Here is a 23,801-nt window from a genome sequence, read left to right as displayed (position 1 = left end):
ATGGCGGGACCGGCGGATCAGGGTGTGCGCATCGGCCTGTCGGTCGTCGTCATGGCGCTGAAGGACCGTCGGGCCGTCGTTCTGACGACCCAGGGCGAGGATGACGCCCGCGCCCTGCCCTTCGGCCCGTTCGATCCCGTGAGGGACCGAACCTTCGAGCTGGCCCTGCGCGATTTCGTGACGGACCAGACCGGCTTTCGGCTGGGCTTCGTCGAACAGCTCTACACCTTCGGCGACGCGGGCCGCGCCACGCCCCGCGCCACGCCCACCCCCGACCAGAGACGCGAGGTCTCGGTCGGCTATCTGGCCCTGACCCCCGACGCCGCCCAGGCCCAGACCGAGGGCCAGACCCATGACGCCCGTTGGGATGCGGTGTTCGACATCTTCCCCTGGGAGGATCGCCGCAGCGAGACCCCGGGTCTGCACGCCGCCCTTTCAGACGGCCTGGACCGTTGGGCCGCTGACGATCCGCTACGCCAGGCCCGCGCCCGCGCCCTGTTCGCCCTGACGCCCGAGCACCGTTGGAACGAGGAGCGGGTGCTGGAACGCTACGAGCTTCTGTACGAGGCCCGACTGGTCGCCGAGGCCTGGCGCGACGCCGGCCAGCCTGCGCCGTTCCCCCTGCTGCCTGGCATGACCATGGGTTCGGACCACCGGCGCATCCTGGCGACCGGCCTGGGCCGTCTGCGCAGCAAGCTGAAGTACCGCCCGGTCCTGTTCGACCTGACCCCCGGCGTCTTCACCCTGTCGGCCCTCCAGGCCGCCGCAGAAGCCGTCTCGGGCCTGACCCTGCACAAGCAGAATTTCCGCCGCGGCGTCGAACGGACGGGCCTGGTCGAACCCACCGGACAGCTGTCCTCGGCCACCGGCGGCCGCCCGGCGGAACTGTTTCGATTCAAAGGCGTCGATCCTCAAACCGGCGCCGCGCCGGGCCTGTCGCTGCCCGCGCAAAGATAGGTCGAAATTCTTTCACAGAGCGCTTGCGGTACGCCGCGCCTGCCATTAGAGAAGCCGCTCGCTCGACCAAGCGACTATGCACCGCGGAGAGGTGGCAGAGTGGTCGAATGTACCGCACTCGAAATGCGGCGTGCCTGGAAGGGTACCGTGGGTTCGAATCCCACCCTCTCCGCCAACAACATTGATTTTATTGAGAAAATCGGAAGATTTTCTCCACACCCACCTAACAACCCACCTACCGAATAGCGGTTGAGACGCCGTTTCAGGACGGTTCAGGTGTGTTCATTTCGCCTGGCCGCCGCCCTGCTCGGCGGGAGCGCGGTCATTCGGCGAAGCGATTCTACCCGCACTGTCCCCGGGAAACGGCTTCAGCGGTGCCCGGCATCCTCGTGATCCGCAGACAGGCGTATGGCTCCGGGGATTCGCACTTGAAGCGTTGCAGGGCTTTCCACAGGCGAGAGAGCGCCCGGCGTTGGAAGCCGGTCAATCGACGGATTGCAAGCGGCCGCTCGGTGAGCGGGATGGACGCTTTTATTGACCGTTCACCCGCCTGGAGCGATAAAACCTCGCCTTTCGTTGGAACACCATGCCCCGGTTTCTGCAATTCAGCGCCGCCGATCGCGCGTCCGAGAAGCAAGCGTCTCGGGATGCGGATGAGCGCGCCCTAGAGAACGGTCTGGTGAGCGCAGCTCAGTTGCGCGTGGAGAACGGTGTCTTTTCTGGTTTCAACATCGCCGGAGCAGCGATCCGCCGTCGCCGCTGACGTCAGCTCAATGCTGTCGAATCAGACCGTCATCAGGCTGGCGTCCGTGCTCAAGCTCGCCAGACCTTCCGGTAGGGCGCGCCCGGCGAAGGATGCGGTCCGGTGTCGGCGGGACGCCCGGACCGCGGCTGGCAGAAAGGTCGAGAATCAACCGGCGTCCAAGCTTAACCCTTCCACCCGGATCCTGCACCCTGCCTAGGTCCAATCGACATTCAGGGATTCACGCGCGCCCTGATGTGTGATTCATAGGTCTCCGCTTTGGCGGAGGTCTGTGATGGGCGTGAAGCGTTACGAACTGGATGAGGCGCAGTGGTCCCGGATCGCGCCTTTGCTGCCGGGCAAGGCGTCGGATCCCGGTCGGACGGGGTCCGACAACCGGCTGTTCGTGAACGGGGTGCTCTGGGTGCTGCGGTCCGGCGCCCACTGGCAGGACCTCCCTGAGCGCTACGGCAAGTGGAAGACGGCGCACAAACGCTTCAGCCGATGGGCGGCGGCGGGGGTGTGGGAGAAGGTCTTCGCCGATCTCGTCGAGGATCGGGACAACCAGTATCTGATGTTGGACTCGACCCTGGTGCGAGCTCACCAGCAGGCGACGACCGGCCGGGGCAGCGGCTCAAAAAGGGGGGCCTCGATCCGGCTGTGGGGCGTTCCCGAGGCGGACTGACAACCAAGATCCACATGGCCTGCGACACGCTCGGACGGCCTGTCCGCTTCCTGATCGCCCCGGGTCAGAGCCACGACATCCTCGCCGTTCCGGCGCTTCTGGAAGGTCATCGACCCAAGGCTGTCCTCGCCGACAGGGCCTATGACGCCAACAGCCTGCGCACCTATCTGGCCGGGATCGGAGCCGAGGCCGTCATCCCCTCGACCCGCTCGCGCAAGACCCCGATCCCGCACGATCCCCTGATCTACAAACTAGGCGGCCAGAGCCAGCCGCACGTCGCCGAACCGGACGAGTTGCTGCGCCAGATAGGCCGCGCCGCCGCGCAGGTTTTCCTCCGGCGCCAAACGATCCCGAACCTGAAGATCGGCGGCTGTTCCCGGCATCAGTTGAGTCAGACCGCAGGCGCCGGCGATCGAACAGGCCTCGGGCCGATAGGCGCTTTCGACAATGACGACGGCGTGAAGAAGCTTCTCGTCCAGGCCATGACGCCGCGCTGCGGCCTCCACGGCCGCCTGGTAAGGCTGGCTGAGCGCCGCGATCCTGTCGCCGTGTCCTTCGAATCCATTGACGGCGTCTCCATCGCCCGGCGCGACGCCGAACAGCCCGCCGCCGGCGGCGGACCAGTCGACGACCTGAGCCCGAGCCGGTCCAGCACCCGCCGCCAGGCTGATGAGGCCCAGGAGGACCGCCGCGCCGGTTGCGCCCCTCACCACAGCACCGCCTCCCGATACACGCCAGTCAGACGGCGGCGATCCACCGGCCCGAAATACCGGCTGTCGAAACTCTCCGCCGTATCCCCCAACAGGAACAGCTCGCCCTCTTTCAGCACCCGACATCCGCGCCATTGCGGCAAGGCCACGCCGTTGCGGTCCACGCGGTTGGCGACGACAGTCCTTTCGGGCGTGACGACCCGCCCCCCGTCCCGGCAGACGCGATCCCCTCCGCGAGCGGCCACCCGCTTGATGAGCAGAACGTTCGCGGGCATGCCCAGATCGCCAAGATAGGCGCGCGCCACATCCGGTTGGGGCACGACGACGATCGCGCCCGGCGACGCTCGCCCCGCGAAATCCCGGACATACAGACCGCGCGGCAGGCTGGGGCTCGCGTTGACCAAGGCCAGGGTCGGCGCCCGATGCGCGGCCAGACCCAGGCCGGCGATCAGGCAGATCCAGGCCGACGGCGCCGCCCAACGCCTCAGCAAGACGGGATGCGCGCTCATGGCTGATAGGGCTCCAGAACGAGGTCCCGGGTGATCATGACCCGCACCGGGGCCCCGGCGTCCAGTCGGATGCTGGGACGAACGTTCAGCTCGCGGTCCACAAGCCGGCCGCCGACCTGCGCGCCCTCGATCGCAGCAGCGTCACCGGCGTCGCCCAGCAGGCCGCCCCCGCGATCGCCGTCCCGCGCCGCTTGTCCCAGCGCGGTGATCGCCCCGCCGAACAGGGTCCCAAGCGCCAGGGGGAACAGTCTGCGGTCGACCCGTCCACGGACCCCGACGGCGCCCTGGGCGTCAACGCCCGCCTCGCCGTCCAGCAACAGGCTCTTGCCGTTGGGCAGGATGATCCGTTCCCAGGCGATAAAGGCCCGACGGTCGCCGTATCGGCTCTCGCCTTCAGACGCGCCGATCAGACGCGCGCCCTGCGGCAGGAGAAGATATCGTCCCGAGATCGTGTCGAAGACGTTCTGCGTCACGGTTGCGACGACGGGGCCGGGGCGCCCCGTGTCGATCGCGGTCAACAGGACCGCCGGGACCATTGCGCCCGCCTTCAGCTCGTAAGGGGACACCGGCGCCGTAAGCCGGTGGGGGTTGTAGGCGGCGGTTGCTCCGGACGCCTCCGCACGGGCCGGCGCGGCGCGCACCGGCTCGGACGAGGCCGCGACCGCCCGTCCGCCCGCGCGCGCCGGTTCGGCGAAGAAGAGGCTGGATTGGGCGGCGAGCCGTCGGAGACTCGGCGCCGAAGACGCGGCCCGCCCGTCGTCGCGCGCGGCTCTTGGCGCACCCGCAGGCGCCGCGGTCTCGGCCGGCGCGGGCGGATCTTCGGTCTGCGCCGTGCGCGGCGGCGGCAACCGATCATAGGAGGCGGGCTGGTCGATGACCGCGTCCGCAGGCCGGACGCCTCGGCGCGCCTCGTCGCGCCGGTCGTCGACCGCCCTGTCCCGAGCCGCGACGCGGAGTTCCGGCTGGACGACAAAGGCCCAGGCCAGCGCGCCCGAGACGAGCACCACGCCGCCAATCATCACCAGCCTGACCACAGAGCCGCGCAGCCGCACGGCCCTGGGTCGAGGCGCGCGCGCCGACAGACCGGGCGGAAGCTCTTTGTCGGGAACAGGCGGTTCGCCGGGGGACCGCAGGTCCGGGGTCGCATCGCTCATGTCGGCGCTCCCGGCAGTCGGCGCAGCACGACCACCTGCGGCCGGCGGTCTCCGAGACGCAGTTCGGCGCGGTCGAACACGCGATCCACGACGAACAGGCCGCCGACCTGGCGATAATTGACCAGCTGGCGCTCGCCGTCAGGGGCGATCACGAACAGGGCCGGCGCCTCGTCCACCTGCAGGTCGGGGTCGAAGGTGATGAAGGTCCGTCGTCCGTCATTGAAGACGGCGGTGGGCGTCCAGCGCGCCTTTCGCCCCTGCGGCTCGATCCGGTAGCGGCCGTCCGGCTCGCCCTGCGGCAGGACGACGGGCTCGGCCCGGAAGGGCGCAGGCTCGGCCTTGAGGACAGCGGTCTCCGCTTCAGGCGAAGACGAGACAATCTCACCAAGGCCGAAGGTCCAGGCGACCGCAGGGTTGAAACGCTCGACCGGTCCGCTCTTCAGATCAATCAGATAGACGCGTTTGTTCGTTGTCAGAACGAGGTTGGTGTCCAGACCCCGTTGCAGCGGCTTGAGCACCACATGGGTCTGGCGGCCGCCCTCCGCGCCCGACGTCACCTCGCCGATCTGCCAGCGGACCGTATCGCCTGCGGCCTTCGACAGGAGCGTCTCGCCGGGCGCCAGGCTGAGCGTGGTGACGCGCAGCGGCGCGGCCCGCACCTCGAAAACGCGTCCCGGGGCCCAGGCGAAGACCTTTACGGCGCCGATGAAGCCGTCGGTCTCCTCGGGCGCCGCTGCGGTGCGATCGGCGGATCCATCGCCTAAAACGACCGTCTCGTCGGGCCTCTCCGTCGTCTTGACCGCCGCAAGTCCAGGCGGGGTCGAACGGTCGGCCGGTTCGCGTGGCGAGACGACAGGCGGCGCAGCGCGCGCCTCCTGCGCCGCAACGGCGGGCTCCCCCTGCGCCGTAAGCGGAGCCCGAACGCTTGCCGCGGCGAGCGGCGTCGACACGACCGGCGGCGCGGCTCCGGCCCGGTCCGCCGTCTCAGGCGGCGCAAGCCGTAAACCAGTGCAGCTCGACAGGAGCAGCCAGCCGGCCGCCGGGATCAGGAAGCGTCGGGGGTCCATGATATGTCCTCGATTTTCAGGCCAAGTGGATTCTTCATCAGTTCCGCCTCCGTACGGGGCGGCTGGGTTCCGGTCGTGATCAGGGCGCGCCAGCGCTCGGTCCCGGCCGACTGGCCGTTGACGAAACGCGTCTCCCGCCATTGCAGGTCAAAACTTCGCTCTGAGCGTCTGACGACGTTGAGGATTTCCACATTGACGGCCTCTCGCCCCACCTCCGCGAACGGGTCATTCGCCTGCGCCCAGGCGTTGAGGAACCCGGCCGCTTTCGGCGTCAGCAGGTCGTAGGCGCGCAGCCAGTTCTGACGAATGACGATGGGATCCGTCGACTTGGACCGGACGTCCCTGATCCATCCCGCCAGGGCGTAGCCGACCTGGGCCTCGCTGGGCGCATAACGGCCGTCGACGGCGGTGATGCGTTGGGTCTCGCCCCAGTCCGACACCTCGACCACAAAGGGCTTGACCACGGCGCGATCGGCCTGGACCCACCAGCCCGCGCCCAGGAAGCCGGCGAGGGCCAGATTGGCCACGGCGAGGCGGCGCCAGTTGCGGGCGTGGGCCAGGGACAGGCCCATGCGGTCGTCCCAGACCTGGCCCGCGCGCTGATAGGGCGTCTGGTCGGGGGCCGAGGCCAGGGCCCGCTTCGGCTTGAAGAAGGGATGCATGCTAGGGCTCCTCGGTTTTCAGGGTCGGAGACAGGGTCCCGCTGGTCTCGCCGGACGGCATCAGGCCGCGGCCGGCGTTGGCGAGGAAGAAGGCCTGGAGGGCGGCGGATCGCCCCGGCGGCCGCGACCGGTTCCCAGCCCCTTTGGACGACGTCGCCGCCGCCTTGTGAAAATCGGCGCGGGCCTTTTCCGTCTCCCGATCGAGGGTCGCCTGCGATCGGCCTGGCTTGGCGCCGTCGCCTGATCCGTCTCCACCCGATCCGGCATCGCCCGCCCCCGGCGAGGGCTGGTCAGGGCCCGACGCGGCGGACCGGGGGCCCTCGCTAGGCGTGCGGGGCGGCGTTGAGCCGCCGCCTCCCCCGCCTGCGGGACCGGCGCTTCCGGACCCCCCGCCGGGCGATGACGCCGCGCGGCCTGTTCCAGCGCCTGCGGCGGACCGCGCCGGCGTCGACAGGCGCAGGGCGCCGGCGCCCGTCGCCGCCCCGGCCCCCATCACGCCCGCGCCGGCGAGGACCCCGGCGCCGGCGACCGCAAGCCCGCCGGTCAGGGCGGCGCCCGCGCCGAGCGCCGGGCCGCCGGTCACCAGGGCGGCGGCGAGGCTGGGGATGAACATCGCCAGCATGGCCAGAAGGATGGCGGCGACCAGGATGCTGAGCGCCTCGTAGATGTCAGGCGCGGTCGACGGCTGAAGCTGGTCGAACACGGTCCGGGCGCCCGACACCACAATGGCCAGGGCCAGGACCTTGAGCCCGGAGGAGACGACATAGCCGAGCGGACGCTCAGCCAGGAAGGCCGACTTGGACCAGACGCCGAAGGGCAGAAGCACGAAGCCGCCGAGGGTGACGATCTTGAACTCGAGCAGGCAGACGATGATCTGCAGCGCCAGGACGGCGAAGGCCAGCAGGATGCCGATCATGGCGAGGCCCAGGATCAGGGCGTCCGCCAGATTGCCGACGATATCGAGCGGGTTGTCGACGGCGCGCGGCGTCTCGCCGATCGCCTTGACGATCTCCCACCCCTGAGCCAGCACCGCGCTCGGATTGAGGAAGTCTGCGCGCGACAAGGCGCCGCCCCCGGCCGTCAAGCCCAGTTCGATAAAGCCGGCGTAGATCGTCTCGGCCAATCTTTGCCAGTCGTTGATCAGCCAGGCGAAGACGCCCACGAGCAGCACCTTGCCGAAGGCTCCTGCGAGGATTTCGCGATTGGGCGACAGCGCCCACTGGATGCCGGTCAGGGCGACGACCAGGGCGATCATCAGGCCGAAGACGCCGTTGACCGATCCCTCAAGCGCCGTGAAGCCGGCCGTGACGGTGTTCGAGAACACCACCATCAGTTCGTTCGGCGTCTCCATCCCGACCGCCATCGCCCCGCCCCTCAGTCCGCCGCGCGCGTGAACGGATCGAAGGCCGGCGCGGCCGGCGCCCCTGCCTCGCCCGCCCAGCGCAGCCGACGCGCCGCATCCCCTGCGGCCTGATCGGCGTTCGCGCGGGCGGCCTGTTCGGCCGACAGCCGGGCCTGGGCGAGGCTGGCGGTGCGAAGGGCCGCCAGTTCCTCCGCGAGCACCGCCAGCATCTGGTTCGACGACTGGATCGCGGCGGTCTGGCCGGTCGCCGCCTGGCTGGCGGACAAGGCCCCGGACAATCGGCTCTCCCGGGCCTGGGCCATTCGGTCCAGTTCGGCTGCTGTGCGCGCCACATCCTCGGCGGTGCGCCGAGCGGTCTGCGCCCTCGCCTCCCCCTGAGTCCTCAGGTCCGGCAAGTCCGCGCGGCTGAGATCCAGATCATAGAGGCGATCGAACTGGCCCTCGATCTGATCGGCCGAGGCCGCCAGCCCCTGCGCCGACCGGGCCAGTTCGCCCATGTCGCGCAAGGCCTGGTTCGATCCGGCGAGATGGCTGTAGGGCGAAGCCGCCAGGCTGCGCGCCTCATTGGCCAGGCTCTCCAGCTGGCGCGCCGCCTGAAGAGCGTTTTCCAGATGATTGCGCGGATCGAACACCACCTGCTGGGCGGCCGCCGGCGTCGAGGCCGAAAGCGCGGCCAGGGTCAGAGCAAGCGTCAGCCTATTCGGCCGCGAGCGGACGCGCGAAGGCGTCGAGGACGGATTCCACATTCTGCACTCCTTTGGCTTTGAGGAATTCCCGCGCGAAGCCGCCCGGCCGGGAATCGGCAGGGTTGAGCCGCGCAAGGACGGTGTCGATCAGGGTCTGATCTTCGGGCGAGGATGCGCCGCAGAGGGCGAGGGCCACGCCGGTCAACCGGAGATCGAACAGTCGGCGGCCCCGGGGCTGGCGCCAGTAGTAGGACCGTTTCGGCGGGGCGAAGGCGATCAGTTCGAGCTGGCGCCGGTTTAGACCAAAGCCCCGATAAAGGGCGGCGGACTGAGGCTCGAGCGCGCGCGGATTGGGCAGGAAGATCTGGGTCGGGCAGCTCTCGATCAGGCTGGCGGAGATTGAGGCGGCGGCCACATCATCCAGGCTCTGGGTGGCGAAAACCACGCAGACGCCCTTCTTGCGCAGGGTCTTGAGCCATTCCCTGATCCGGGCGGCGAAGACCGTTTCGCCCAGGAACAGCCAGGCTTCGTCCAGCACCAGCAGGGTCGGTCGGCCGTCGAACCCCTGTTCCAGCCGGTGGAACAGGACCGACAGGACCGGCGCCACGACCGACGGCGTCGCCATCAGGCTTTCCAGCTCGAAGGTGTCGAACCGGCTGGCGGCGCCCAGATCGCCCGCGCCGTCCAGCAGGGCGCCGTGCGGGCCCTGGAGGGTCAGGGGCTCGAGCGCGGCCGCGACCGCCCTGTCCTGCACCAGGGCGCAGAAGACGGTCAGGGTGCGCTGTTCGACCGGCGCCTCGGCGAGGGCGCGAAGCGCGATCCAGATCTCCTCGCGCACGCGCGGCGCCGGCTCCAGCCCGGCCAGCCGCACCGTCTCGGCGATCCATTCCGAGGCCCAGGCCCGGTCTGCGTCCTGATCGATATGGCGCAGGGGCTGCAGGGAGAGGGCCGCGCCGGATCCTAGGGCGTACCAGCGACCGTCGGCGGCCAGGGTCGCCGCGCGCGCCGAGCGCCCCTTGTCGAAAAAGACCACCCGCGCCCCGGGATAGCGGAACCATTGCAGGGCCAGGAAGGCGAGCAAGGCGCTCTTGCCCGCCCCGGTCGGGCCGACCACCATGGCGTGACCGACGTCGCCGACGTGGAGCACCAGACGAAACGGCGTCGATCCGGCCGTGCGCGCCGTCGCCAGAGGCGGCCCGCCGAGATGGGCGTCGCCCTCCGGCCCGGCCCAGACCGCCGAGACCGGCAGCAGATCCGCCAGATTGAGCGTCGAGACCAGCGGACGGCGCACATCGGCGTAAGGCTCGCCCGGCAAGGCCCCCAGCCAGGCCTCCACGGCGTTGAGGTCCTCGAGGCGCGCCACCAGGCCTTGCGCATTCAACGCCGCCTCGACTGCGCGGGCCTTGGCCGCCGCCCGAGCCTCGTCGACATCGGTCACGGCCACGGTCAGGGTCAGATAGCCGTAGGCGGCGAGATCGGCGCCCAGCATCGCCAACGCCCCGTCGCATTCCTCGGTCTTGGAGACGGAGTCGGTATCGAGGAGCGGGACCTCTTCCTTGGTGATGGCTTCGCGCAGCAGGACCCCGACGCCCTTGCGCTTGGCGAACCAGCGCTTGCGCAGCTTGACGATCTCCCGCTCGGCGTCCGCCTTGTCGAGGCCGAGCCAACGCGCCGTCCAGCGGTAGTCGAAAGGCAGATGGCCCAGGGCGTCCAGAAGCCCGGGCCGGGTCGCCGACGGCAGGCCGCGCACCGACACCACCTTCAGCCAATGGTCCCCCAGGCGCGGGGCCACCCCGCCGGTCAGATCCGCATCGGCCAGCCAGGCGTCAAGAAACATCGGGGTCTCGGGTGGCCGCACCTTAAAGGCGCGCGTCGACACCGTGTCGTGCAGCCAGGTCAGCAGCGCGCCGTCGTCGAGCCGCTCAAGCTCCGGCAGGGCGTCGACCAGCAGATCGAAGATGGCGTCGACCTCGCGGCGAAAGCGCGACAGGGCCCCGCGCCAATCCTGTCCCGGCGTGTCCAGCCCGTCGAACAGCCAGCGCTCCATGCGCCGGGTGTCGTCCCCGGGCGGGAGCCAGGTCAGGCTCAGCCGATAATCGGTCTCCCAGGCGGGATCGGCGGTCTCGAAGCGATGGCGCCGTTCGGCGTCGACCAGGCCGGCGATGTCGAGGTCGAAATCGCCCTCCGAATAGGCGGCGGCCGGCCGGCGTCGCGCCTCGACGTGGAGGCACCAGCCGCTCCCGAGCCGGCGCAGGCCGTTGTTCAGCCGCGCCCGCACCGCCATCAGTTCGTCCTCGGTGGCGGATTCCAAATCCGGCCCCCGGAACCGCAGGGCGGTCAGGAAGGAACCGTCCTTGTTGAGCACCACCCCCGGGGCGACCAGGGCGGCCCAGGGCAGATGGTCGGCCAGGGCGGCCGGGCGCCTGCGGTACTCGTCAAGGAAGCGCATGATCCCCTCACCCGTCCAGATGGCCGGGCAGCGCCAGGTGCCGCCGCAGCACGTCGAAGAAACGCCGGTCCGAGCGCGCCGCCCAAAGGCCGACGGCGTGCGCGACCGCCCACCACAACAGACCCAGCCACCAGATTCGCAGGGCCAGACCCAGGACCAGGGCGAGGGTGCCCATGGCCACGGCGTAGTCCCGCGGCATGCCGGCCATCAGCACGGGCTCGGTCAGGGCCTGGGCCACCGGCAGGTCCCAGCCTTCGGGTCGAGGATCGCCGACGACGGACATCAGCCGATCTCCGCCCCGCCGGCGAAGCCGAAGAAGTCGAGGAAGAAGGTGGCGGCGGCGAAGGCGATGCAGAGGCCGAACAGGATGCTCAGACCGCGTCGCATCGACGACCCGTTCTCGCTCATCGCCACACCGGCGCCGAAAACCACCACGGCCACGACTGCGGCGGCCTGAACAACAGGCCCCGTGATGGACTGCACCACCTGTTGCAGCGGCTCTTCCCAAGGCATGCCCGATCCGCCGGCGAAGGCCGGACCGGCCAGCAGCAGGCCACACGTCATCGCTGCGCCGAACAGGCGGCGCCCAAGGTCCTTTTGCATGTCAGAAGTCCTGTGTGTTCAGGGCGTTTCAAGGCGCCGCGACTCATTGCAAGCGCCTTTCCACCCCTGTCGTCAACAGGAATTTTCTGTGTTTTTTCAGATGACTTGCGGTCAACTCTTGAACGACTTTGACCGACTTGTCCCTGACCATAACCGCCATGACGCCGCCGCCCTGTGCGCCAACGCGCGCCCGCCGACTTGCGCAGACGCGTTGAAGCCCCCGCCAAGTCTTTCCACCAAGATTTTCCGACTGTTCAGCCTGGACGCAGGCCGTTGAGCCGGCAGTGGACGACTCCGCGCCGAGGCATGCGAAGCGAGGCCAGGCCCGTCGCTATTTACAACCCTTGCGATTCATGTTCACACTTAAGCCTTGCTAACCCAGCGCGCATGGTTCGACGGAAGAAGGAGTTTCGATGCCCCAGTTCCTCGATACCTTGGTCGCCAATCCTTGGGCGTTGAGAACGGCCAACGGCGCCTATCTGGGCTACGACCCCGCTCAGGTCGATCCAACCGGGGCGCCTTACGCCATCACCGTGCCCGGCCGAGCGACGGCGGCCTTCCTCGTTTTCGGCCCCGGCGCGAGCGTGACGCCGACCAACGTCCTGACGACAATCCGGACGGCGTCGGGCCAGCTTAGTCTCGCCGTCAACAGCGCAGGCGCCCTGGTTTTCCAGCCGACGGCCGGCGCAGGGGCCAGTTTCAACATCCTGCTTGTCCGCTCGACCCAAATTCAGATCGGGCAGAACGTCACCTCGACCGGGGGCAGTTTCATCAGCCTGGACCCGGCGCTCAACCGTTTCTCGCTGGTCAGCGGCGCCTCCGGCGGCAACGCCCGGCTGGGGCTGGCCCAATCCCTCCCGACCGGCGCCGTTCTGTGGTCCTCATCCCAGGGCCAGGCCAGCGTCGGCACGCCCTATGTCTACAGCGGGGCGGTGTTCAGCGCCCAGGCGAGCAGGCTGCTCACCTGCGCAGACCAGCTCAGCAGCGCCATCCTGTGGGAGATGGGCGAGGGGCAGGCGGCGACGTCGCCTGTCGAAGTCAATTATGCGCATCGCAAGGCATATGTCGGAGACGCGAACGGCGGTCTGCACGCCGTCGACCTGGACACCGGAACCCCGAGTTGGACCTTCGCCGCCTCGGCGCCCGTGTACGCCCGGCCCAGCGCCTATGTGGAGCGGGTCTTCGTGCCCAGTTCGGACGGGGTCCTCTACGCCCTTTCCAGCGACACCGGCGCGCAGTTGTGGCGATACCCCGCCGCAGGCGACCTCTCGGGTCTCTTTTCTTCCCCCGTGGTTGCGGGCGCAACCGTGTATTTCGGCGCCTGGGATCAGCAGCTTCATGCAGTCGATGCCGCCACAGGCGCCCAGGTCTGGACCTATGCCGCCAGCAACAAGATCAGCGGCGGCGTCGAAACGGACGGCGCCAATGTCTATTTCGGCACGGACTCCAATGAGGTCGTCGCCCTGCGCCAGAGCGACGGCGCGTTGATCTGGCAGTATTCCACCAACGGAATTGTGTCCGGTGCGCCGCTTCAACAGAACGGGTACATCTATTTCGGATCGGTCGCGGGCGATTTCGCCTGCGTGTCCGCATCGACCGGCGTCGCCGTCTGGTCGGTCAATGTCGGGGCCCCGATCGCCAGCACCGCCCAGTTTGCAGACGGCGTGATCTATTTCAACACGACCACGGGCCGTCTCTACGCCCTCCAGGCCGGCACCGGCGCGACCCTCGCCCACTATGACGCCGGCGCGCCGGCCAGCGGCTCGGTCATTGTCCTGTCGGGCGTCGCCTATCTCGCGGCGGGCGACCAGATTTCCGCCCTCACAGCTGAGCTTTCTCAGGGCTATGTCCCCCTGGATAGTCTGGCCCTGCTGATGCTCTCGAGCTGGACCAACGCCAACAACGGCCAGGCGCCGAGCTTCAGCGGCCTGCCGAGCGGCTGGACCAATCTGCTCGCCGCCGCCTCCAACCAGATCAACACCTTCGCCACGGTCGGGGTGACCAATGTGACCCTGCCCGGCTCCGATCAGGCGGCTGTCGCGGTGACCTTCGGCGTCGATCCAAACGCCTACATGACCTACATCGACACGACGACCGAAGGGCTCGTGCCCTTGCCGGCGACCATCGGAGGCCCCAACGCGCCGCCGGGGCTGCACGTCAATGCGACGGTTCTGGCCAGCTACCTCGCCGTGAGATCGCAGGTTCTGACCGCCGTGGCCCAGTCCGGCCGGCCGATGGTCCAGGTGGCGGGTCTCGGGGGGGGCGGCGCGCTCGCCGCCCTCGCCGCCCTGGATCTCGGCCTGACCGCCGGAAAGCCGGGCATGCCGACCGTAAGCCAGGTCTGTTGGACCGGGTTCGGCGCGCCCAGTTTCGGCGACGCCGGGACCGCCGCCTTCTTCGCACAGACCATCAGCGCCGCGCGCGCGCTTCAGAACGTGGACGACGCCATGCCCGGGCTGCTCCCGGCCGCCCTCGGCTATGCACCCGTCGGCAAGCCGATGACGATCGGCGCCGCCGGGGTCACGACCTCCCCGTCGATCGATCCCGGGTCGTTCAAGGCCTACCGCACCAGCCTCGTTGGGCGCTGACACCCGGACAAGGATTCAGATCATGCCGGCCATCAACTATCCTGTCGTCTATGCGTTGGCCGAACTCGCCAACCAAGCCTATAATGTCGCTGGTTACACCGACGCCTATTTCGCGGCCGGCGTCGGTAATCTCGATGGCTCGAAGACGGCTTACGCCTCGCGACAGGCCTGGCTGAGCGCCCTGTCCCTCACTCCGATCGTCAATCCCAACGGATCGACGGACATGGGGAAATACTGGGGGGTGATGACGACCGCGAATGGCGTCCTCACCGTCGCCTTCCGGGGCACGAACTCCTGGCCCGACGTCAAGATCGATCTCGGCAACTGGGATGTCGGCCTCGGCACCACCTATGTGCAGTTGGCGAGCTGGGCCATACCGCATGGCGGATCCTCGACCGCCGTCCTGGTCCACCACAGTTTTCTCGACACCTATCTCGGCGTTCAGGCCGGCGTGCGCGCCTATGTCCAGACGCAGTTGCAAAGCAGCGCGCCGCCGACCTCGATTCGCATCACGGGCCACAGTCTGGGCGGCGCCCTGGCCAACCTCTGCGCCCTGGATCTGGCCGCCTTCCTGCCGTCCGGCGCCCCCACCCCGCAGCTCGTCACCTTCGGTTGCCCGTTCGTGGGCGATCAGTCGTTCGCGACCCTGCTGAACAGCCTCGCGCCGAACGCCCAACGCTTCGAACTGAGCTGGGACCCGGTCACCGCCCATCCAAACCTCGGCCGGACGCCCGGCGGCACCACGGACATCGCCTACGTCAAGGCCGGGACGGCGACGCCGCTGACGGGGCCGGACTGGATCCAGCATTTCATGTCGGGCTACTATTGGGCCCTCAAATATGGTCAGCCCCACGGCTTCAATCCCGGCGTGGACCCCACAGCCGTGATCACAGACCTGACCCTGAAGGTCAAAACGGCGGACGCCCTCGGCGCCGGCACGGACGCTGACATCAGCGTCAACATCCTCGGAGTGTCCTGGGGCGTGCTGGACCTGCCCAGGCACAATGACTTCGAGCGGGCGGCCTATGATTCCTATGACCTCTTCGCCCTGTTTCCAGGCAAGATCCCTACCGGCAAGCGGATCGGCGATCTCGCCTCGATCACCTTCGCCATGACCGACGTCGGCTATTTCGACCTCTACGACTACTCCTGGAAACTGGCCTTCGTCGATGTCTGGGCCAACGGCAGCCAGATCATCCACATCCCCTTCGATTGCTGGATCGGGCCGGGCGAGGAATCCGGCTCGGCGGCGACGCGCACCATCGGCTACTGATCACCTGCAAGGACGACCCCATGCCCGGCCAAACCACCGTCTCCGTCGTGCCCATGCTCGACATCTCGTCATCGATGAGCAGCGCCATGGGGATCGTCAAGATCGACGCCAAGGCCTTCGTGCGCAGCGCCCGTCCGAACGACCAGCTGGGCGTGATCGCTTTCGGCGACACCTCCAGCGTCATCTATCCCAGCCCGCCCGGCCTGGTGACGGTCAGTCCGTCGCTGAACGAGACCGCTCTGGCGGCCCAGGCGATCCAGGGGCTGAACACCCAAAACCTGACCAATATGGGCCAGGCCATGCAGCAGGCGAACGGGTTGATCGCCAACGCGACCGGATCGGTCAAGGCCTTCGTCCTCCTCAGCGACGGCTATTGGACGACCGGCCCCGATCCGACCCCCATCCTCGGGGCGACCCCGCCGATCTTCGTCGCCGGTCTGGGGCAGTACGTCCAGCAAAGCTATTTCCAGGCGATGCTGGCCAAGAACACGGCCAGCAAATATTACAACGCCCCCAACGCCTATCAGATGATGACGATCTTCAACGACATCCGCGCGACCCCGCCCGACGTCGCAGCGGCCTCGAACGCCCTGACCTCCTATTCGGGCGCCGACTACCAACTGGTTCCGAACCAGATCGCCGCCGACACGGAAGAGGTGCAGATCTCGGTCGTCTGGAGCGATCCGAGCTACTATTACACGGCGGGGAATCCGGCCGGATACGCGATCAATATCGTGCTGATCGATCCGAACGGCGCGACTTCGCCGCTGCAGCCGGTGATCGCCGATCCCGGCTACGCCATCTTCAACCTCGCCAATCCTCAGCCCGGCGTCTGGCAGACGCTGGTGCAATACAGCGTCGGGAGTCCCGTTTGGGGCACCTCCGCCGGCTTTGAGTTCGACACCCAGGTCAATCTCCATTTCGACGCCCCCGCCACCCTGACCGCCGGGGCGCCGCTCGTGGCCCGCGCCCAGGTCCTCGACGAAGGTCAGCCGGTCGAGGGGCTCGTCATCCGCGCCAGCATCGATCGCCCGGCGGTCTCGGTGGCCAACGCCCTGGTTCGGCACGCCGAGGCCCTCAAGGCGGTGATCCCGGACCCGGACCTCCTGGGCGAAGGCCGGGATGAGATGATCGCCAAGCTGCAGACCCATCAGAGACGACAGACCGGGGCGCCGATCCTGTCCCAGATTCCGTCCGTCCACTGGATGACCGCAGCGCCAGACGGCAGCTACGGCCTGGTCTTCCCCCATACGGCGGAGGCGGGCTCCTATAATGTGGTCCTGCACGTCGACGGCTCGAACCCCAGAACCGGGCGGTCTTTCAGTCGCACACGCCGCTTCAGCACCCTTGTCGTCTAAAGGGGGGGGCCACGAGCGGGCGCGAACGACCGACGGACCGGGGGTCATCGCGCGGCGCCGACCCGGAAGATGGAGGGCAGGACATGGCGAAGCGGGAAATAATGGGTCTGAGGCGGCCGGGGCTCGCCGCCCTCCTCCTGCTGACGCTCGCCTGGCCCGGCCTGGCCCTGGCGCACGACTGCACGCGGGCCGAGCGTGAGGCGGCCGACCGACAGCTCTGGCTCAACGCCCGGGACCGCGATCTGGCGACTGCGTCCGTCTTTCCTTGGGGGGCGCCCGCGACCCAGGACGATCCCTCGCGCCGGCGTCTTGTACAGCGGGACTATGTCATCGCCTATGATGACGATCTCCAGGGCCCGGTCTGGGCGGCCAATGTCCTGGGCCTCAAGCCGCTCGCCGGCGGCCGGATCGACTGTTTCCGACCGGACCCGCGCATTCCGAGCGCGATCGCTTCGAGACCCTCGGACTATGACGAGCCGATCTTCGATCAGGGCCATATGGTCCCCAACGCCGACATGGGGTTCGGGGACATCCCCATCATGAACAGTTTCGTCATGTCCAACATGACACCGCAGTTCTGCCAGTTCAACCGCGGGATCTGGCAGATTCTCGAGACCCTGGTCCGGTTCTGGGCCGAAGACGGATCGCCGGTCTATGTGCTGAACGGGGCCGTGTTCGATCAGGACGGCGACGGCGCCTGGGACGCGGACGAAGACGCCGTGCGCATGCGGTCGCGCGCGGGCCGAACCCGCGTGGCCGTGCCCTCGGCCTATTTCAAGGTCTTGGCCCGCATGCGCCCGGACGGCGGCGTCGAGACCCTGTCGATCCTGCTGCCGCACACCCAGATCGATCTCGATGGGCAAGCGGCGATCGATTATCTGCGGGGACACGTCACACGTCTGTCCATCCTCGAGCAGATCACGGGGTCAGATCTGTTTCCAGCCCTGTCCGGCGCGCCCCGCGAGGCCGACGTCCTGTGGGATGTGACCGGCGCCGCCTTCCGGAGCCTGGTCGCCGCACCCTGTCGGCGCACGGCCGGCGCCGTGGTGGCGTCGGGGACCCCGGCGGTGTTCGTCCTTCCCTAAGCGAAGGGCTCGGGCGGACTTCCACGCAACGGTGATCCGTGAAACCCTGGATCCGGTCCGCAGTTGCACAAGGAGAAGGAGACGCCATGGCCGAGGACGCCGCCCAGACCGGCCCCTTCCTGTTCGACTATCCCGAGGACGCCTTCGCCCGGCCTGAGGCGGGCTGCGACCTGATCATGAAGGGCGGGGTCACCTCAGGGGTCGTCTATCCCTACGCCATTCTCGAACTGGCCCGTAAATATCGGTTCCACTCGATCGGCGGCACCTCGGCGGGCGCCATCGCAGCCGCCTTCGCCGCCGCCGCCGAATACGCCCGCAGCGTGCGCGGCGACCCCGAAGGCTTTCGCCGTCTGCAGGCGCGCTGCGAAGCCCTGCCGGACATCCTCGCCAGCCTGTTCCAGCCGACCCCGCGCTACGCCCCCCTGATGAGGTATCTGATGCGCGGTCAGGCCCATCAGGGCGCCGGGCGCTGGGTCTGGAGCCTGCCCCTGGTCTTCTGGGGCTCCGCCGTCGCCGGAGCCGGTCTCGGGAGCGGGCTTATGGCGCTTCTTGGCGGCGGAACGGCGGGGGTTCTCCTCGGCGCCGGGGTCGGCGTGCTGATCGGCCTGGGCCTGCGCCTCGCGGGGCTCGTCGGCGGCCTGAAATCGACCGGTTTCGGCCTGTGCCCGGGGCTGCGGCAGCCCGGCCACGACGGGCCGGCCCTGACGGACTGGCTGCACGCCGCCCTTCAGGACATCGCCTTCGGCGACCCGGGCCATCCCCGCCCCCTGACCTTCGGCGACCTGCTCGGCGACGGCGGCCCGGACGCCATCCGCCTCAAGATGGTGACCACCAATCTGTCCCAGCATCGGCCGCACGCCCTGCCGACGTTGGGCATGCAAGCGAGCTACCGCGAGGCGGACTGGCGCGCCCTGTTCCCGGCCCCGATCCTCGCCTTCCTCGCCCGCCGACGCAACAAGGGTCGAGACAGCCGCTATCCGAGCTTTCCGTTGGAGACCGACCTTCCCGTCCTGGTCGCAGTGCGAATGAGTCTCAGCTTCCCCGTCCTGTTTCAGGCGGTGCCGCTGTGGTGGCGCGATGTCGATCATCCGGGACTGTTGAAGTCCCTCGACCCGAAAGGCGCGCGGGTCGAGCCGCAATGGCGCCGGCTCTGGTTCACCGACGGCGGCATCAGCAGCAACTTCCCGATCCACATGTTCGACGCCGTCCTGCCTTCGCGTCCGACCTTCGCCCTCAGCCTGGAGGCCCTGCCGCCCGACGCGCCGACCGACAGCCGGCGGGTGCTGATCCCGCGCGACGCCCGGGACGGGATCGGCCTGCCCACCTACGAGGTCTCAAGCCTGGCCGGCTTCGCCAACGGCGTCCTGGGTTCGGCCAAGGATTGGCAGGACCAGCTGCTGGCCCGGATGCCCGGACAGCGCGAACGCATCGCCAAGGTCTATCTGACGCCGCAGGAGGGCGGTCTGAACCTGACCATGCCCAGGGCCCGCTCGCAGGCCCTGATGCGCTATGGGCAGGCGGTCGGCGCGCGGTTCGCCGCAGGAGCCTTCGATTTCGACGAGCACAGATGGCGGCGCGCCCTGGTCGCCTACGAGCAGATTGAAAAGACCCTCGTGGCGCTCGACGCGGTCTGGACCGGCGCCGGGTTCGACGACGCGCTCGCCGCCCATGCGCCGCAAAGCTACAAGGCCGCCCTGCCCCTCAAGCCCGTCCTGCACGACCGCCTCGGCCTCCTCGCCGCCCTGGCGCAGAGGTTCGTCCCGCCTCTGGCCGGCCGAAAGATCTTCCCGCGCCCGACGGGGCGGTTGCGCATCGGCCCGGACGTGTAGGGCGCCCCATGCCCTCACGGGTTTTGGGCGTCTCTGGCCGATGATGTCCGGCGTCTGACGGTCTTCAGACCGCCGCGCGCGTGGAGATCGCGCCGTCGAGCCCGGGCTCGACAACCAGGATGTCCTCGACACGCCGGCCCGCCGCGCCCCTGCCGATATGCACGATCAGATCAACGGACTCGGCCACCAGACGTGCGGGCCTGCGCACGGCGACCTCGTCAAGCAGGCCTTCGATCCGCCGCACCACGTCAAAGGCGGAGTTGGCGTGGAGGGTTGAAAGCCCGCCGGGATGGCCGGTGTTCCAGCTCTTTAAAGTCTCCAACGCCGTTGCCCCGTCTCGCATTTCGCCCACAACGATCCGGTCCGGCCGCATCCGCAGCGCATCCCGCACCAGATCGACCACCCCGATCGCGGGATCGAGTCGGGTCAGGACACTGACGCAATCCCACGCCGTGCATTGGAGTTCAGGCGTATCCTCGATGAGAAAGACCCGGTCTTCGGCGAAGCCCCGCTCGGCGAGGACGGCGTTGGCCAGGGTGGTCTTGCCCGATCCTGTCCCTCCCGAGATGAGGATGTTCGAGCGCGCGACGACCGCCGCCCTCACCACCCGCGCCTGGGCGGCGCTCATGATCCCGTGCGCCACATAGTCGTCCAACCCCCAGATCACGACCGGTCGCTTGCGGATCGAGAAGGCGGGGGCGGACACGAGCGGCGGCAAAAGCCCCTGGAAACGCTCGCCCGATCCCGGGAGCACCCCGGACAGGCGCGGCGTCTCACGCGCGACGCTCTCGCCCATATGGTCGGCGATCAGCTTGATGGTCCGCTCGCGCGCCTGCGCCGACAGGACCGTCCCGGTGTCGCATCGCCCCTCGCCGATCCGGTCGATCACAAGCCGGCCGTCCGGATTGGCGAGGATTTCGACGACGTCGTCCGCAAGCAGGGCGGCGAGGACGTCCGGTCCGAGCGCATGACGAAGCGCCTCGCGCTTGCGCTCGCCGGCGAGGTTATGGGCGTTCATGGCTCGGACGGCTTCGCCGCCACGGCGGCGTCGCGCGACTGGCGCTCCCTGGCCGCGCCGGCGACGATCCGGGCGGCGGTGGCGTCCAGGAGGCGTTCGATCCGCGCCTCCACGGCGGCCTGCACGGTGGGGTCCTCGTCGACAATCCCGTCCGGCAGCCGCAGAAAGAAGGCGCGCGCCACCTCGATCAGCAGTTCCTGGACAATCTGCATGTCGCGGGCGGCGGCGCGCATATGATCCCGCAGTGATCGCTCCAGCCGGAGCAGCCGGTCCTCGGGATCGGCCTGCGGCGACGTCTTCAGGCCGCGGCTGATGGCGCGGCCGGCCGCCTGGCTCAGGGGGATTCTCCCCGTTCGCGCCTCGCGATTGAGAGCGCCGGCGACCTTGGGGTCGGTGAGATAGACCTGCACGCGGCAGGCTGGAGCGCTAGTCCTGGCCATCACGTCGTCCTTGCAAATGATCGAGCACCGCCTCGTCGGCGGCGAAGGTTTCAGCCACCCGCCCCATCACCCCGGCCACCCGGGCGACGGTCTTTTTGTCCTCCATCGCCGCCGCCACCTCCTTGAACAGCGGCAGCTGCGCCGCCTCGTCCCGGCCCAGGCTGCGGCGGCCGGCCCACGGGTGGACGGGCGCCGGCGGCAGGTCGAGCCGGACCGTCTGATCCGGCGCGGCGGACTTGGCCCGCGTTCGGAACGGCTCGCGTCGGTCGTACCGCAGCTTCCTGGTCCGCAACGGTTTTTGGCCGGCGACAAACACCAGCTGTTCGTCGTCGGGCAAAGCCCGGATTTCGCCGGGTTCGAGCAAGGGACGTTCCATCTCCGAATGCGACACCGAATGGCGTCCGGCGCCCAGCAGGGCCGGTCCGCTGCGGGTCGTGCGCCGCTCCGACACGGTCCCCGTCAGCTTCGACACCTTGTCCTGGGTCAGGGGATCCAGGGCCGAAAAGGCCGTATAAACATGACAGTTGTCCAAGATCCCATTGTGCGGGCCATAGGTCTCGACGATGTCGTTGAGCGATTGGGCCACGAACATCGTCTTGATGCCGTAGCCGCTCATCAGCCGCAGCGACTTCTCGAAGAAGGCCAGCCGTCCGAGCAGCGGGAACTCGTCCATCAGCATCAGCAGGGCGTGACGCTTGGTCCGTCCCGCGGCGTCCTGCGTCTCCGCCACCGTCAGCGCCTGCGCGGCTGAATAGAACAGCAGCCGCACAAGGGGTCTCAATGCGGCCGCATCCGCCGGCGCCACCTGAATATACAGGGAGATCGGACTGCGGGCGCACATCAGATCCCCGACCCCGAAATCCGAGGCCGACAGGGTCCGCTCGAGATCTTCGCCGGCCAACCATTTGAGATAGGACCGCGCTGTCCCCTGGACAGAGGTCCGGAACCGGTCGTGCATGGCGGCGTAGCCCTTCACCGCCACGGCGATGAAGGGGTGGGTCTCGGGTTCGCCGTCCGGGCCCGGTCGATGCAGGGTCTTGAGCATGATCTCGGCCGCATCATCGAGATCAGCCAGCAACTCGCGCACCGTCAGCAGGGTCTTGCCGGCGTCCTGCGCCGTATAGAGCACATGCAGGATCACGGCTTCGAGGATTTCCGAGGCCGCCTTGTCCCAGATCGCCTCGTCGTCGCGCACGCCGCCGGGATCGGACAGGATGGCGACCAGCCGCTGGATCTGGGCCAGCTCGCCGGGGCCGGGCTGAATCTCCGCCAAGGGGTTCCAGCGCGCGGACACGCGATCACGCGGCGCGAAGCGCGCGCTGTGGGAGAAGCGCGACCGCCAGCCGGCCGTCAGGGTCCAGAGCTCGCCCTTGGGATCGTGAACCAGGACGCTCTGCGGCCAGGACAGCAGGGTCGGCACGACATGCCCCCGCCCCTTGCCGCTCCGCGTGCCGCCGGTCACCAGACTCGGCCGCAGATCCGAGGTGGCCAGCAGCCGCCCGTTCAGCAGACCCATCACGGCGCCGCCGTCTTCAAGCAGGCCCGCCGCCCTGGCGTCCCGGAGGCCGCCCCAGCCACGAATGCGACGCTGACGCCCCTTGCCTGTCATCGCCCCGAGAGCCAGACCGGCCACCGCGCCCAGTAGCGCCGCCATCCCGCTCCGAGCGATCGCATCAGGCGCCTGCGTCCTGAACCGGTCCCGCCAGATCAGGATCGCCCAGGGCGGATACAGGGCGATCTGAGGCGATGGCCGCCAGGCGGGCCCCAGAGCAGGCGCTGCGCCATAGGTCCAGGCGAACATCTGGCTCGCCGCCTGGAGCCCCAGGACGAGGCCCGCCCCGAGGCCGAGGAGACCGGTCCGGTTCATTGGCCCGCCCGCCCTGCGCCTTGAGCCAGCGCCAGGGCCAGACGGGGCGCGGCGTGCATGCGGCGATGGTGATAGGCCTCCAGGGCGCCCTGCGGCGGTCCGGCGTCCGGCGCCGCAAGGAGGGTCTCGACCTCCGCCTCGAGGTCCGACAGGATCTCGCACTCCACCGCAGCGAGGGGGTCGAGACGGGCCTGCACGCCCTCGAAAGCCGCGCCCAGAATCGAATCCCCGACGCTGGCCGTCAGGTGCCGGAAGACGTCCGCGACCTCCAGCCGGCCGGCTTTTGGGCCTTCGACGGTCCACTCGCCCCCGCGCGTCAGGGCGTCCTGCAGACACAGGAGGCGAAACCGGTAGAGGTTCGCCAGGATCGAGGCGTCCAGGCGCGGCGCGACGAAGCCCCCGAGCGGCGCCCGCTCGAGAAGCCCTTCTCCACACATCCACGACAGGGCTTCGCGGACCGGCGTGGTCGAGAGACGAAGACGGCGAGCCTCGTCCTGGATGACGACCGGTCGCCCCGGCGCGAACCCGCCCGAGCGGGCCGAATGACGCAGGGCGCCGAGCGCCTGGGCGAAGGTATCGCGGGTGCGGATCATAAGGATCGCCCTTGAGACGCCGAGAACGAAATACGTCCCTATCCGGACGGAATTTCAGCGCCTCGCAACCGGCGACGCCCGGTTTTGCGGCCTTTTTTCGGGCGACCCGCCACATTATGTCGGGCCGCCCGCCAGAACGCGCAACAACGCTTGTGGAAATCCA

Annotated in this window: 20 protein-coding genes, 1 tRNA gene and 2 pseudogenes; 9 read left to right on the top strand and 14 right to left on the bottom strand. The window is 68.9% G+C overall.

Translation table 11 applies throughout. From position 1 onward, the window contains the following. The 4 genes and pseudogenes from OU998_RS08110 to OU998_RS08095 form a co-directional block, all read left to right on the top strand. A complete protein-coding gene (locus OU998_RS08110) occupies nucleotides 1-957 on the top strand; it encodes an NUDIX hydrolase (RefSeq protein WP_267516500.1) in 957 nt (318 codons plus the stop codon). Nucleotides 958-1,042: 85 nt separating this feature from the next. Then, nucleotides 1,043-1,132, top strand: a tRNA-Ser gene (locus OU998_RS08105). Nucleotides 1,133-1,543: 411 nt separating this feature from the next. Next, nucleotides 1,544-1,720, top strand: coding sequence for a hypothetical protein (locus OU998_RS08100; RefSeq protein ID WP_267516498.1), 177 nt, complete (start codon nucleotides 1,544-1,546; stop codon nucleotides 1,718-1,720). Nucleotides 1,721-2,000: 280 nt separating this feature from the next. Continuing rightward, nucleotides 2,001-2,635 (top strand): annotated as a pseudogene (locus OU998_RS08095) (IS5 family transposase); the annotation flags it as partial. Here OU998_RS08095 and OU998_RS08090 read toward each other — a convergent pair. From OU998_RS08090 to OU998_RS08045, 10 genes are read right to left on the bottom strand one after another with little or no spacing between them, the layout of a single operon-like run. Further along, the gene (locus OU998_RS08090; RefSeq protein ID WP_267516496.1) at nucleotides 2,636-3,094 is read right to left on the bottom strand and encodes a lytic transglycosylase domain-containing protein; all 459 of its coding nucleotides are present in this window, start codon (nucleotides 3,092-3,094) and stop codon (nucleotides 2,636-2,638) included. Then, the gene (locus OU998_RS08085) at nucleotides 3,091-3,603 is read right to left on the bottom strand and encodes a S26 family signal peptidase (RefSeq protein ID WP_267516494.1); all 513 of its coding nucleotides are present in this window, start codon (nucleotides 3,601-3,603) and stop codon (nucleotides 3,091-3,093) included. Before OU998_RS08085 ends, OU998_RS08090 begins: the two co-directional genes overlap by 4 nt. Further along, nucleotides 3,600-4,757 (bottom strand): TrbI/VirB10 family protein, encoded by a 1,158-nt coding sequence (locus OU998_RS08080; protein ID WP_267516493.1) that lies wholly within the window; start codon nucleotides 4,755-4,757, stop codon nucleotides 3,600-3,602. The genes OU998_RS08085 and OU998_RS08080 overlap by 4 nt, the downstream gene beginning before the upstream one ends. After that, nucleotides 4,754-5,824, bottom strand: a complete 1,071-nt coding sequence (locus OU998_RS08075; RefSeq protein ID WP_267516492.1) for a TrbG/VirB9 family P-type conjugative transfer protein — start codon at nucleotides 5,822-5,824, stop codon at nucleotides 4,754-4,756. Before OU998_RS08075 ends, OU998_RS08080 begins: the two co-directional genes overlap by 4 nt. Then, nucleotides 5,803-6,486, bottom strand: coding sequence for a conjugal transfer protein TrbF (trbF, locus tag OU998_RS08070; protein ID WP_267516491.1), 684 nt, complete (start codon nucleotides 6,484-6,486; stop codon nucleotides 5,803-5,805). The genes OU998_RS08075 and trbF overlap by 22 nt, the downstream gene beginning before the upstream one ends. A gap of 1 nt (nucleotide 6,487) precedes the next feature. After that, nucleotides 6,488-7,849 (bottom strand): P-type conjugative transfer protein TrbL, encoded by a 1,362-nt coding sequence (trbL, locus tag OU998_RS08065; protein WP_267516489.1) that lies wholly within the window; start codon nucleotides 7,847-7,849, stop codon nucleotides 6,488-6,490. A gap of 11 nt (nucleotides 7,850-7,860) precedes the next feature. Next, nucleotides 7,861-8,595 carry a conjugal transfer protein TrbJ gene (locus OU998_RS08060; protein WP_267516487.1) on the bottom strand — a complete coding sequence of 245 codons (735 nt, stop codon included), beginning with the start codon at nucleotides 8,593-8,595 and terminating at the stop codon, nucleotides 7,861-7,863. Next, nucleotides 8,546-10,984 (bottom strand): conjugal transfer protein TrbE, encoded by a 2,439-nt coding sequence (gene trbE, locus OU998_RS08055; RefSeq protein WP_267516485.1) that lies wholly within the window; start codon nucleotides 10,982-10,984, stop codon nucleotides 8,546-8,548. Before trbE ends, OU998_RS08060 begins: the two co-directional genes overlap by 50 nt. Nucleotides 10,985-10,991: 7 nt before the next feature. Then, nucleotides 10,992-11,267, bottom strand: coding sequence for a VirB3 family type IV secretion system protein (locus tag OU998_RS08050; RefSeq protein WP_267516483.1), 276 nt, complete (start codon nucleotides 11,265-11,267; stop codon nucleotides 10,992-10,994). Continuing rightward, nucleotides 11,267-11,587, bottom strand: coding sequence for a TrbC/VirB2 family protein (locus OU998_RS08045; RefSeq protein WP_267516481.1), 321 nt, complete (start codon nucleotides 11,585-11,587; stop codon nucleotides 11,267-11,269). The genes OU998_RS08050 and OU998_RS08045 overlap by 1 nt, the downstream gene beginning before the upstream one ends. A gap of 413 nt (nucleotides 11,588-12,000) precedes the next feature. Here OU998_RS08045 and OU998_RS08040 point away from each other — a divergent pair, with 413 nt between their 5' ends. From OU998_RS08040 to OU998_RS17080, 5 genes and pseudogenes are all read left to right on the top strand, one after another. Continuing rightward, the gene (locus OU998_RS08040) at nucleotides 12,001-14,175 is read left to right on the top strand and encodes a PQQ-binding-like beta-propeller repeat protein (protein ID WP_267516479.1); all 2,175 of its coding nucleotides are present in this window, start codon (nucleotides 12,001-12,003) and stop codon (nucleotides 14,173-14,175) included. Nucleotides 14,176-14,197: 22 nt separating this feature from the next. Next, a complete protein-coding gene (locus tag OU998_RS08035) occupies nucleotides 14,198-15,448 on the top strand; it encodes a lipase family protein (protein ID WP_267516477.1) in 1,251 nt (416 codons plus the stop codon). A gap of 20 nt (nucleotides 15,449-15,468) precedes the next feature. Next, on the top strand, nucleotides 15,469-16,806 hold the full coding sequence (locus OU998_RS08030; RefSeq protein WP_267516476.1) for a vWA domain-containing protein: 1,338 nt from the start codon (nucleotides 15,469-15,471) through the stop codon (nucleotides 16,804-16,806). A gap of 83 nt (nucleotides 16,807-16,889) precedes the next feature. Continuing rightward, complete coding sequence (locus tag OU998_RS08025) at nucleotides 16,890-17,891, top strand: DNA/RNA non-specific endonuclease (protein WP_267516474.1); 1,002 nt, start codon at nucleotides 16,890-16,892, stop codon at nucleotides 17,889-17,891. Between the two features lie 176 nt (nucleotides 17,892-18,067). Then, nucleotides 18,068-19,078 (top strand): annotated as a pseudogene (locus OU998_RS17080) (hypothetical protein); the annotation flags it as partial. Nucleotides 19,079-19,784: 706 nt separating this feature from the next. Here the strand turns inward: OU998_RS17080 and trbB are convergent. The 4 genes from trbB to OU998_RS08000 are packed head-to-tail and all read right to left on the bottom strand — an operon-like array spanning nucleotide 19,785 to nucleotide 23,638. Beyond that, nucleotides 19,785-20,738 carry a P-type conjugative transfer ATPase TrbB gene (trbB, locus tag OU998_RS08015; RefSeq protein WP_267516472.1) on the bottom strand — a complete coding sequence of 318 codons (954 nt, stop codon included), beginning with the start codon at nucleotides 20,736-20,738 and terminating at the stop codon, nucleotides 19,785-19,787. Then, nucleotides 20,735-21,178 (bottom strand): hypothetical protein, encoded by a 444-nt coding sequence (locus OU998_RS08010; RefSeq protein WP_267516470.1) that lies wholly within the window; start codon nucleotides 21,176-21,178, stop codon nucleotides 20,735-20,737. The genes trbB and OU998_RS08010 overlap by 4 nt, the downstream gene beginning before the upstream one ends. Further along, the gene (locus OU998_RS08005) at nucleotides 21,165-23,045 is read right to left on the bottom strand and encodes a type IV secretory system conjugative DNA transfer family protein (RefSeq protein ID WP_267516468.1); all 1,881 of its coding nucleotides are present in this window, start codon (nucleotides 23,043-23,045) and stop codon (nucleotides 21,165-21,167) included. Before OU998_RS08005 ends, OU998_RS08010 begins: the two co-directional genes overlap by 14 nt. Then, nucleotides 23,042-23,638 carry a GntR family transcriptional regulator gene (locus OU998_RS08000; protein ID WP_267516467.1) on the bottom strand — a complete coding sequence of 199 codons (597 nt, stop codon included), beginning with the start codon at nucleotides 23,636-23,638 and terminating at the stop codon, nucleotides 23,042-23,044. Before OU998_RS08000 ends, OU998_RS08005 begins: the two co-directional genes overlap by 4 nt. Nucleotides 23,639-23,801 lie beyond the last annotated feature (163 nt).

This window comes from Brevundimonas sp. SL130 (genome assembly GCF_026625805.1).
Taxonomy (GTDB): Bacteria; Pseudomonadota; Alphaproteobacteria; order Caulobacterales; family Caulobacteraceae; genus Brevundimonas.
The sequence above is the reverse complement of the archived record's forward strand: the minus strand, read 5'-3'. Positions and strand labels throughout refer to the sequence as shown.

Bases quoted from the DNA above. Each gene is read 5' to 3' on its own strand.
- OU998_RS08110 (WP_267516500.1), top strand. From the start codon at position 1: ATGGCGGGACCGGCGGATCAGGGTGTGCGCATCGGCCTGTCGGTCGTC.
- OU998_RS08100 (WP_267516498.1), top strand. From the start codon at position 1,544: ATGCCCCGGTTTCTGCAATTCAGCGCCGCCGATCGCGCGTCCGAGAAG.
- OU998_RS08085 (WP_267516494.1), bottom strand. From the start codon at position 3,603: ATGAGCGCGCATCCCGTCTTGCTGAGGCGTTGGGCGGCGCCGTCGGCC.
- OU998_RS08080 (WP_267516493.1), bottom strand. From the start codon at position 4,757: ATGAGCGATGCGACCCCGGACCTGCGGTCCCCCGGCGAACCGCCTGTT.
- OU998_RS08075 (WP_267516492.1), bottom strand. From the start codon at position 5,824: ATGGACCCCCGACGCTTCCTGATCCCGGCGGCCGGCTGGCTGCTCCTG.
- trbF (WP_267516491.1), bottom strand. From the start codon at position 6,486: ATGCATCCCTTCTTCAAGCCGAAGCGGGCCCTGGCCTCGGCCCCCGAC.
- trbL (WP_267516489.1), bottom strand. From the start codon at position 7,849: ATGGCGGTCGGGATGGAGACGCCGAACGAACTGATGGTGGTGTTCTCG.
- OU998_RS08060 (WP_267516487.1), bottom strand. From the start codon at position 8,595: ATGTGGAATCCGTCCTCGACGCCTTCGCGCGTCCGCTCGCGGCCGAAT.
- trbE (WP_267516485.1), bottom strand. From the start codon at position 10,984: ATGCGCTTCCTTGACGAGTACCGCAGGCGCCCGGCCGCCCTGGCCGAC.
- OU998_RS08050 (WP_267516483.1), bottom strand. From the start codon at position 11,267: ATGTCCGTCGTCGGCGATCCTCGACCCGAAGGCTGGGACCTGCCGGTG.
- OU998_RS08045 (WP_267516481.1), bottom strand. From the start codon at position 11,587: ATGCAAAAGGACCTTGGGCGCCGCCTGTTCGGCGCAGCGATGACGTGT.
- OU998_RS08040 (WP_267516479.1), top strand. From the start codon at position 12,001: ATGCCCCAGTTCCTCGATACCTTGGTCGCCAATCCTTGGGCGTTGAGA.
- OU998_RS08035 (WP_267516477.1), top strand. From the start codon at position 14,198: ATGCCGGCCATCAACTATCCTGTCGTCTATGCGTTGGCCGAACTCGCC.
- OU998_RS08030 (WP_267516476.1), top strand. From the start codon at position 15,469: ATGCCCGGCCAAACCACCGTCTCCGTCGTGCCCATGCTCGACATCTCG.
- OU998_RS08025 (WP_267516474.1), top strand. From the start codon at position 16,890: ATGGCGAAGCGGGAAATAATGGGTCTGAGGCGGCCGGGGCTCGCCGCC.
- trbB (WP_267516472.1), bottom strand. From the start codon at position 20,738: ATGAACGCCCATAACCTCGCCGGCGAGCGCAAGCGCGAGGCGCTTCGT.
- OU998_RS08010 (WP_267516470.1), bottom strand. From the start codon at position 21,178: ATGGCCAGGACTAGCGCTCCAGCCTGCCGCGTGCAGGTCTATCTCACC.
- OU998_RS08005 (WP_267516468.1), bottom strand. From the start codon at position 23,045: ATGAACCGGACCGGTCTCCTCGGCCTCGGGGCGGGCCTCGTCCTGGGG.
- OU998_RS08000 (WP_267516467.1), bottom strand. From the start codon at position 23,638: ATGATCCGCACCCGCGATACCTTCGCCCAGGCGCTCGGCGCCCTGCGT.